Annotated in this window: 5 protein-coding genes; 3 read left to right on the top strand and 2 right to left on the bottom strand. The window is 70.2% G+C overall.

Going from position 1 to position 10,259, the window contains the following annotated elements; all coding sequences use genetic code 11:
• The 3 genes from ABZ576_RS10425 to ABZ576_RS10415 all read left to right on the top strand — a co-directional run.
• Positions 1-5,154: amino acid adenylation domain-containing protein (locus ABZ576_RS10425; protein ID WP_360738372.1), on the top strand; the 5,154-nt coding region annotated here is incomplete at its 5' end.
• Positions 5,155-5,411: 257 nt separating this feature from the next.
• Complete coding sequence (locus ABZ576_RS10420; protein ID WP_360738370.1) at positions 5,412-7,217, top strand: ABC transporter ATP-binding protein; 1,806 nt, start codon at positions 5,412-5,414, stop codon at positions 7,215-7,217.
• Between the two features lie 168 nt (positions 7,218-7,385).
• Entirely contained in the window at positions 7,386-7,598 is a 213-nt protein-coding gene (locus tag ABZ576_RS10415) for an MbtH family protein (protein ID WP_360738367.1), read from the top strand.
• A 97-nt stretch (positions 7,599-7,695) separates the two neighbouring features.
• Here ABZ576_RS10415 and ABZ576_RS10410 read toward each other — a convergent pair whose 3' ends face one another.
• On the bottom strand, positions 7,696-8,730 hold the full coding sequence (locus ABZ576_RS10410; RefSeq protein ID WP_360738364.1) for a pyridoxal-phosphate dependent enzyme: 1,035 nt from the start codon (positions 8,728-8,730) through the stop codon (positions 7,696-7,698).
• Between the two features lie 307 nt (positions 8,731-9,037).
• A complete protein-coding gene (locus ABZ576_RS10405; protein ID WP_360738362.1) occupies positions 9,038-10,036 on the bottom strand; it encodes a LuxR C-terminal-related transcriptional regulator in 999 nt (332 codons plus the stop codon).
• Positions 10,037-10,259: the final 223 nt, after the last annotated feature.

The raw sequence follows: 10,259 nt of genomic DNA, 5'->3' as shown, positions 1-10,259 counted from the left end.
GAGGAGGGTGCGGTCACCGATCCGCAGGCGGTGGCGGCGTATCTGGCCGAGCACCGGATCGACCACGTCAAGGCCGTGCCCTCGCACCTGGCCGCTCTGTCGGCCGCCGTCGGCGTGGAAGGCGTCCTGCCGGGGCGCTCCCTCGTCCTTGGTGGGGAGGCCGCGTCGCCCGCGCTGGTCGCGGAGCTGATCGCGGCAGCCGGTGAGCGGGAGGTGCACAACCACTACGGGCCGACGGAGACCACGATCGGCGTGGCGACGACCCGGCTCACCGCCGAGCGGATCGCCGGCGCTGTGGTGCCGATCGGTTCGCCGATCGCCAACACCCGTTTCTATCTTCTCGACGCGTACCTGCAACCGGTGCCGGTGGGGGTGGTCGCCGATTTGTATGTGTCCGGTGCCGGGCTGGCGCGCGGCTACGTGGGGCGCGCGGGCCTGACCGCCGAGCGGTTCGTGGCGAGTCCGTTCGAGTCGGGTGAGCGGATGTACCGCACCGGTGACCGGGCGAAGTGGACGGCGGACGGTCAGGTGGTGTTCCTGGGCCGCGCCGACGACCAGGTCAAGATCCGTGGCTTCCGGATCGAGCCGGGCGAGGTCCAGGGCGTGCTGACCGGCCACCCGCTGGTGGACCAGGCGGCGGTGGTCGCCCGGGAGGACATCCCGGGTGACCGGAGGCTCGTCGCCTATGTGGTGCCGTCGGATGTCGAAGGGGCGCACGACGCACTGCCGGGCGTGCTGCGGGAGTTCGCGGGGCAGCGGCTGCCGGAGCACATGGTTCCGTCGGCGGTCGTGGTCCTGGACGTGCTGCCGCTGACCGGGAACGGCAAGCTGGACCGCAGGGCGCTGCCGGCGCCGGACTACTCCTCTTCGCTGGCGTCGGGTGGGCGTCGGGCGGGCACGTTGCAGGAGGAGATCCTGTGCCTGGCCTTCGCCGAGGTCCTGGGCCTGCCCGAGGTTGGTGTCGACGACGACTTCTTCGAGCTGGGCGGTCACTCGTTGCTGGCGGTGCGGCTGGTCAGCCGGATCCGTTCGGTTCTCGGTGTCGAGGTGGAGATCCGGGCGCTGTTCGAGGCGCCGACGGTGGCGGGCCTGGCGGACCGGCTGGCGGGTGCCCGTACGGCACGGGCCGCGCTGACGGCCGGGGAACGCCCCGAGCGGATCCCGCTCTCGTACGGCCAGCGACGGCTGTGGTTCATCAACCAGATGGACGGGCCGAGCCCCACCTACAACATTCCGGTGGTCGCCCGGCTGGCCGGAGCGGTGGACGCCGACGCGATGGGCGCGGCCTTCCGCGACCTGCTCGCGCGCCACGAGGTCCTGCGGACCGTCTTCGCAGTCGCGGACGGTGAACCGTACCAGCGGATCGTCGCCACCAGCGACCTGGACTGGGAGCTGACCGTCGCCGACGTCGAGCCGGAGGGACTGGCCGACGCGGTGGCCGCAACGAAGGCGTACGCGTTCGACCTCTCCGTCGAAGCCCCCATCCGCGCATGGCTGTTCAGGTCCGGACCCGAGGAGCACGTCCTCGTGGTCGTGGTCCACCACATCGCCGGCGACGGCTGGTCGTGGGCGCCGCTGGCCCGAGACCTGTCCGTGGCCTACGAGGCCCGCGGCGCGGGCCGCGCCCCGGCGTGGCAGCCGCTGCCGGTGCAGTACGCGGACTACGCCCTGTGGCAGCGCGAGGTGCTCGGCGACATCCAGGACCCGCAGAGCCTGATCTCCCGGCAGGTCACCTACTGGCGCGAGAGGCTGGCGGGGCTGCCGGAAGAGCTGGAGCTGCCGTTCGACCGGACGCGTCCGGCGGTCGCCTCCCACCGGGGCCACCGGGTGCAGCTGGACATCCCGGCGGACGTCCACGCCAGGCTGGCGGAGCTGGCACGCGCCGAGGGCGTGACGATGTTCATGGTGCTGCACGGCGCCCTGGCCGTGCTGCTCTCGCGGATCGGCGCGGGCACCGACATCCCGATCGGCTCGGCCATCGCGGGCCGCACCGACGAGGCCCTCGACGACCTGGTCGGCTATTTCGTCAACACCTTCGTCCTGCGCACCGACCTGTCGCAGGACCCGACCTTCCGCGAGGTCCTGGGGCGGGTACGGGAAGCCGGGCTCGGCGCGTTCGCCCACCCGGACGTGCCCTTCGAGCGGCTGGTGGAGGAGCTGGCCCCGGCCCGCTCGATGGCCCGTCACCCGCTGTTCCAGGTGATGCTGCTCCTGCAGAACAACGAGCAGGCGGTGCTGGACCTGGAGGGCGTCGATGCGCGGCGCGGGGCTCCGGCGGCCCGGTCGGCGTCCGGCTCCCCGGTCGCTTCCGAGGCGGTCGTGAAGTTCGACCTGGACGTCACCGTGGCCGAGCTGCACGACGCCGAGGGAGCGCCGGCGGGAATGCGCGGCTCGGTGGTCGCGGCGGCCGATCTGTTCGATCCGGAGTCGGTCGAGCGGATCGCCGAGCGCCTGACCCGGTGCCTGACGGCGCTCGCCGCCGACCCGGGGGTCCGCCTCGGCGAGGTGGACGTCCTCGGCGGGGAGGAGCGGCTGCGGATCCTCACCGAGTGGAACGCGACCGAGGCTGAGGTCCCGGACGCGACGATTGTCGAGCTGTTCGAGGCGCAGGTGGCCCGCACACCCGACGCCGTCGCGCTGGTCCACGGTGATGTGGAGCTGACCTACGCCGAGCTGGACGCGCGGGCCAACCGGCTGGCGCGGTACCTGGCCGGCCGGGACATCGGGCCGGAGTCGGTCGTCGCGGCGGTCTTCGAGCGCACCGTCGACCTGGTGGTGGCGCTGCTCGGCGTGGTCAAGGCGGGTGCGGCGTACCTGCCGGTCGACCCGGCCTACCCGGCCGACCGGATCGCGTACGTCATCGGCGACTCCGGAGCGGTGTGCGTGCTCACCAGTGAGGAGCTGGACGCACGTCCGGCGGCGCCCGAGCACCGTCCGAAGGTGCCCGTGCTCCTGCTGGACGGCGCGGCGGTGGCCGAGGCGCTCGCGGGACTCGCGGACGGCCCGCTGGCCGACGGCGAGCGCTCGGCGGCGCTGCGGCCCGAGCACCCGATGTGGGTCATCTACACCTCGGGGTCCACCGGGCGGCCCAAGGGGGTTCTCGTGGAGCACCGGGCGATCGTCAACTTCCTGACCGCGATGCAGGACCGGTTCGCGCTCGGTGCGGACGACCGGCTCCTGGCGGTCAGCACACACGGCTGCGACATGGCGGGCTTCGAGTTCTATCTGCCGTTCCTGAACGGTGCGCGGATGGTGCTCGCCTCGCAGGAGCAGGTGCTCGACCCGTGGGCGCTGCGTTCCCTGATTCGTACCACCGGAGCCAACATCGTCCATGCGACGCCGAGTCTGTGGCGCGGCCTGATCGCCGACGCCGACGACCCGGTCGACTGGACGGGGGTGCGCGCCATGATCGGCGCGGAGGCGCTGCCGAGCGACCTGGCCCGTACGCTCCTGGCCAGGACACCCACCCTGACCAACCTCTACGGTCCGACCGAGACCACCGTATGGTCGACCGCCAAGGAGCTGGCGGGGGAGGGCGCCGACGCGGCGTCGATCGGCGGGCCGATCGGCAACACCCAGGTGTATGTGCTCGACAAGGCCCTCGCCCCGGTGCCGCCGGGCGTGGCGGGAGAGCTGTACATCGGCGGCAAGAGCGTGGCACGCGGATATCTGGGCCGCCCGGAACTGACGGCCGGCCGCTTCGTGGCCAGCCCGTTCGGCGGCGCCGGCGAGCGGATGTACCGCACGGGCGACGTGGTGCGGTGGACCGCCGACGGCGACCTGCTGTACGTCGGTCGCTCCGACGACCAGGTCAAGATCCGGGGCTTCCGGGTCGAGCTGGGGGAGATCGAGGCGGCCCTCGCCGGGCACCCCTCGGTCGGCCAGGCCGTCGCCCTCGTGCGCGAGGACACCCCTGGGGACCAGCGTCTGGTGGCGTACGTGGTGCCGAACCGCACGGCCGCCGAGGGGGCGGAGGAGACGGACACCGCCCACGACCGGATCGGCCAGGAGGTCCGGGCCCTCGCGCAGGACCGGCTGCCCGGCTACATGGTGCCGTCGGCGGTGGTCGTCATCGACCGGCTGCCGCTGATGCCGAACGGGAAGCTGGACCGCAAGGCCCTGCCAGAGCCGGACGGCACGGGGCAGGACGAGGCCGCGAACTGGGCCGTCACCTCGTTCGAGGAGACCATGTGCGAGGCGTTCGCCGAGGTCCTCGGGCTGGCGAGCGTCGGCGTCGAGGACGACTTCTTCGCGCTCGGTGGGCATTCGCTGCTCGTGGTGCGGCTGGTGGAGGCGCTGGGTGAGCGCGGGGTGTCGATCGCGGTACGCGACCTGTTCGCGGCCTCGAGCGTCTCCGAGCTGATGAAGCGGATGAGCCTGGCGTCGATCCGTGACGCGCTCGACGTGCTGCTGCCGATCCGGGAGCAGGGCAGCGAGCCGCCGTTCTTCCTCATCCACCCCGCGGGCGGCCTGAGCTGGTGCTACATGCCGATGGCCCGGCACATCCCGGCGGAGATCCCGCTGTACGGGCTGCAGTCCCGGGGCCTGGACGGCACGTCCGAACTGGCCCGCTCCATACCGGAGATGGCGGCCGACTACATCGAGCGGATCCGCTCCGTGCAGCACAGTGGCCCCTACCGCTTGCTCGGCTGGTCCTACGGAGGGGCGGTCGCCCACGAGATGGCCGTCCAGCTGCAGGCGGCGGGCGAGGAGGTCTCGGCGCTGGTCATCCTCGACCAGTACCCGTGGCAGCGCGAGGACGGCTCGGACGGCGGAGTCACCGACCACGCCGACGAGGCCGAGATCGACGTGGACGCCAAGGTCGACCGGCTGATCGAGGTCGTACGCCGGGAAGCGGGCAACGCCCTCGGCGCGGCCACCGACGAGGAGTACCGGACGTTCGCCCGGATCCTCCAGAACCACCGGACGATCCGGGCCGCTCACGAGCAGGGGTGCTTCGACGGAGACGCCCTGCTGATCGTGGCCGAGCAGAGCAAGGCGGAGGGCGCGCCCACCGGCCGGCTCTGGCGGCCCTACATCACGGGTGAGATCTCCGAGACCGGTCTTCCGTGCACCCACTACGACATGGCCAAGCCCGAGACGCTTGCCGAGGTGTGGACCGCGGTGGCGGCCTGGCTGGCCCCGCGGGACTGACAGCGCGGCAGGGGCGCCGGCCGGTGGCGACACCGGTCGGCGGCAGCCGTGCCCGGCGGAAACGAGCCGGTCCACACACCTATCGGGCTGAACGGTCTGTTCCATCCACAGGTTGAGGAGTATCTGCAATGGCCCTGATAGGTGGTCCGAGCATCACCTCGGGAAACAAGTTCGCCGAAGGCGGCACAAGCCGTCAGAGAGTCAAGCCGGGAACACTGCGGCGCATTCTCCCCTACGCCGTGCGCTACCGCGGGCCATTGGCGCTGCTCATCCTGGCGAGCCTGGCCTGCGGAGCGATCACCGCGGCGAGCCCACTGATGCTCAAATTCATGATCGACGACGGCATCGTGCCGAAGAAGCACGACGTCGTCGTGCTGCTGGCCCTCGGCATCGTCCTGCTCGCCCTCATGGAGTCGTTCGTCCTCTACATCGAGGCCCGCTGTTCGGGGAGGATCGGCGAGGGACTGGTCTACGACCTGCGGACCGAGGTCTTCGAGAACATACAGCGGCAACCGCTCGCCTTCTTCTCGCGGGTGCAGACGGGAGCGCTGGTCAGTCGGCTGAACACCGACATCGCCGGCACCCGGCAGGCGATCACCTCGCTGCTGACGCAGGCCGTCTCGGCGTTGCTGACCCTGGTCATCGTCGTCGGCACGATGATCTACCTGTCGTGGGAAATCACCCTCGTCGCCCTGGCGATGGTGCCGCTGTTCCTCTTCCCGGCCCGGATCATCGGGCGCAAGCTCCAGCGAATCACCAGGGAGCGGATGAACCTCGACGGTGAGATGGGCTCGATGATGAACGAGCGCTTCAACGTCTCGGGGGCGGAGCTCGTCAAACTGTACGGCCGTCCGGCCGCGGAGTCCGCGCTCTTCCAGCAGAGGGCGGGCCGGGTCCGGGACGTCACCGTGCTCAGCGTCGTGCACGGACGGATGTTCTTCATCGTCGTCACGGTACTCACCTCCATGACGACGGCGGTCGTGTACGGCTTCGGCGGGAGCATGGTGATCGGCGGGGAGCTGCGGATCGGCACGCTCGTCGCCATGGTGACGCTGCTGTTCCGGATGTACGGTCCGATCAACCAGCTCGCCGGGCTGCAGATTCAGGTGCTGACGGTACTCGTCAGCTTCGACCGGGTCTTCGAGGTCCTCGACCTCAAGCCGATCGTGGACGAGAAGCCCGATGCGCGTCAGCTGCCCCGCTCGCGTACGGGTTCCGGCGCGGATGCCGAGGCGGGAGCCCTGGACGTCGAGTTCGACCACGTGTCGTTCCGCTACCCGCCCGCCGACGAGGTCTCACTCGCCTCGCTGGAGCCGATCGCCCTGCGGGAGAAGGACCGGGGGGACGGTGCCTGGGTCCTCAAGGAGCTGAGCTTCGTCGCCCCCGCCGGAAAGCTGACGGCACTCGTCGGCCCGTCCGGCGCCGGCAAGACCACCATCACCCAGTTGGTGCCCCGGCTGTACGACGCGACCTCCGGATCCGTCCGGGTCGGCGGCCACGATGTACGGGACGTGACACTGCAGTCCCTGAGCGACACGGTGGGCGTGGTCAGCCAGGACACGCACATGTTCCACGACACGATCCGCGCCAACCTGCTGTACGCATGTCCCGAAGCCACCGAGGGGGAACTCGTCCAAGCGTGTGAGGCGGCGCTGATCTGGGACTCCATCTCCGCCCTGCCCAACGGTCTCGACACGGTCGTCGGTGACCGCGGCTACCGGCTCTCCGGCGGCGAGAAGCAGCGGATCGCCTTGGTGCGACTGCTCCTGAAATCTCCCCCGATCGTGGTCCTGGACGAGGCCACCGCGCATCTGGACTCGCGTTCGGAAGCCTCGATCCAGCGGGCCCTCAAGAGCGCGCTGGCGGGCCGTACGTCCTTGGTGATCGCCCACCGGCTGTCCACCATCAGGGAGGCCGACCAGATCCTGGTGGTCGAGGCGGGGCGCATCCGCGAACGCGGCACACACGAGGAACTGCTGGCGCAGGGCGGCACGTACGCGTCGCTCTACCGGACACAGTTCGCCGAGGAGGCGCCGGAGGCGGACATCCAGCATTTGGCCTGACAAGAAAAGCGCAGATTCTCATTCCGTCGTTGCGAGTGTTCAACTGGCGCGCGGTGACGGTTGAACACCCTTGAATTGTGGATCGCGTACGTGTGGAATTCCTGCACCCGGCCCATTGGTGTGGTCACCGGCGTGATCAGAGACGCTCACCTGAGAAAGGACAATGCGGTGACGAATCCGTTCGACGACCCCGATGCCAACTACCTGGTCCTCGTCAACGACGAGGGACAGCACTCCCTGTGGCCCACCTTCGTCGAGGTGCCCGCAGGTTGGACTTCCGTATACGGCGAGGCGAGCCGCGAGGACTGCCTCGCCTACATCGAGAAGTCCTGGACCGACATGCGCCCGAAGAGCCTCATAGAGGCCATGGCCGGGCAGTAGGCCGGCGGTACGGGAGACACACCTCGGCCTGAAGACGGTGCGCACCGTCTTCAGGCCGAGGTGTGTCCGGGGGAATCCGTGCGCCGGAAGCGGGCCGTCAACCCGCCAGGGGGTGCGGGGCATGCTCCGACTCGGCCAGCAGTCTCGCCACCAGGCCCGGTTCGACGTTGCCACCGGAGAGCAGGACGCCTATGTCGGTGCCGCGCCCAGGCCCGGCCGCGTACTCCAGCGCCCCGGCCAGCGCGGTCGCGGCCGCCGGCTCGACCAGCAGCCGGCTCCGCAGCAGCGCCGCCCGCAGCGCGTCGGCGATGGCCTCCTCCGAGGCGGTCAGCACGCGGGCCGCGTCGCGTGCCGCAATGGAGAAGGGCAGGGTACCGATCCGGTCGGGGCGCAGCCCGTCGGCGATGGTGTGGCGCGCGCTGACCGTCACCGGCTCACCCGCACGCAGGGCCGCGGTGAAGGCGGGCACGGCCGCCGGCTCCGCGCCGACCACGGCGGCCCCGTGCCCGGCGGCGGCCAGGCAGGCACCCGCGAGCGCGCTGCCTCCGCCGATGGGGACGACGACGGTGTCGAGGCGGACGCCCTCCGCCGCGGCCTGGGCGAGCAGTTCGGCCGTGGCGGTGCCCTGACCCGCGATCACATGCGGGTTCTCGTAGGGGTCGACGACGTCGTATCCGTGCAGCTCCTGGAGCTCCCCGACGGCGGACACCCGCTCGGCGAGTGTCGTACCGGCGAACACGACCTGGGCGCGGGCCTCCCGAATCCGGCGGACCTTGGCGGGCGGCGCGTCGGATGGCAGCACGATCAGCGTGGGCAGGCCGCGCGCACGGGCCGCGAGCGCTACAGCGATCGCGTGGTTGCCGGTGCTCTGGGCGACCACCCCGCAGCTGCCCGCTACGGCCAGCTCCTCGACGGCGAGAAGCGCCCCACGCACCTTGAACGAGCCGCCGCGCTGCAGGTTCTCGGCCTTCAGCCACAGACGTGCGCCGCACAGGGCGTCCAGTTGGTCGGACCGTATGACCGGGGTGCGCACGACCTTCCCGGCCAGCCGCGGCTCGGCGCGGTCGATATCGGCCCGGCCGAGTCCCGGCAGGGTGGTGCCGACGACGAATGCGTTCCTGCAATCGGGCATGGGTATTTCCTCCGAAGGTCCGTCACCAGGCCATTGCGGAAACTACCGCCAGTATTCGGGAACGCGCACGTGTCCATTTTCCACGGGGGTTACGGAGTGGAAGTTCAGGAATCGGGCTGCCGCAAGCGGAGGGCTGAGAGCGTGCCCGGCCGTGTTCCACCGAGGCGAGGGGCGGTCGAGCAGGGCCCCCACCGGGTCGTATTTCGGCCAGAATGGGTCGGGGGCCGGAAGCCGTGGGCGGCGAGCGCGTCGCGGCCGCTGCGCCAACATCCGTCGTCCGTAGGGTGGTTGATCGCCTGCGTACCGGTCATTCCGCAGTCGCCGGCAGGTAGCCTTCCTGTACGGCGTGGACTCCGGCCTGGAAGCGGCTGCGCGCGTTGAGATGGTTGAGCAGCCCGGTCGAGATGCGTCGCGCTGTACGCGGCGAGACCCCGAGCTTTCTGGCGATCGCCTCGTCCGTGGCTCCCTCCGCCAGCAGATGAAGCGCCGTCACCTGCTGTGGAGTCAGCTCACCGGGCTGCTTCGCACGGGGTTCGCTCAGCGGGCGGGCACTGCGCCACTCGCTCTCGAACAGGGCGCAAAGGGAAGAGATGAGCCCAGGCGAGGTGACGACGATGGCACCGACTTCGGTGTGGTTGCTGTCGGCGGCGATGATGGCCGTCCGCCGGTCGCAAATGATCATCCGGTTCGGAAGCGAAGGCGCCGTCCTGACAAGCGCACCGTGGGATATGAGCCACTCCGCGTGCGACGCAGTGGCCTGGTCGGCGAGGATGCTGTCAAGATATATCGTGCGCATATGGACACCGCGCTCCAGCAGCCGCTTGTTGAGTGGTCGTGAAGCCCGCATGTTGGCCGGTGTCTGAGCGCCTCCGGGAGCGAAAGTCAGGAATTCTTCCTCGACCTGGTCGTTCAGGTAGGCGAGGTAATCGCGTATGGAGTCCAAGCCCTCGACGTAATGGACTGAAGCGTCGGAATGGGAGGGTTGTCTGTGCGCGAACTCGGAGAGGAGCCGCGCGGCCGCCGCGCGGCTCGCCTCGACGCGCTGCTGCTGTGCCGCCAGCTCGGCCTGCTGGCGGGCGAGGAGGATCTCGATGCCGAGGCGCGGGCTGACCGCGTGCACGTGGTCGGGGTCCTCCGGAGACGGGCGGATCAGGGTGAGCTCGCTGAGTCTGTTCAACGCGTCCCGCAGCTCCTCCTCCGGCATTCCCAGTCGGCTGACCAGTTCGGCAAGAGAGTCTCCAGGATGGGCCAGCATCTCCCGGTAGACGATTTCCGCGACCGCGTCGAGCCCGAGATCGATCAGCATGAAGCCCCCGTTGATTCCAAGGCGGGCGCAACCGGGTGTTTCCCGGCGCGTACGCGAGTTCGAATCAGTTGTTCGCAAGCCTAACCGAGGGGTCGAGTTCCATCATCAACTTTGTGCCACCGAGATGCTGACAGCAGAAGGCCATGACGCGGCTTGAAGGGAGCCTGCCGTTGCGGCGGGAGCCCGCCTCCGGACAGGCGTGCAGCTCCTGGCGGGAACTGGT

Origin of the sequence: Streptomyces sp. NPDC013455 (assembly GCF_040632975.1) — a bacterium.
Lineage (GTDB): Bacteria > Actinomycetota > Actinomycetes > Streptomycetales > Streptomycetaceae > Streptomyces.
This window is presented reverse-complemented; position numbering and strand designations above follow the sequence as displayed.

Excerpts from the sequence above, each read along its gene's own strand:
- ABZ576_RS10410 (WP_360738364.1), bottom strand. The coding sequence starts at position 8,730 with ATGCCCGATTGCAGGAACGCATTCGTCGTCGGCACCACCCTGCCGGGA.
- ABZ576_RS10405 (WP_360738362.1), bottom strand. The coding sequence starts at position 10,036 with ATGCTGATCGATCTCGGGCTCGACGCGGTCGCGGAAATCGTCTACCGG.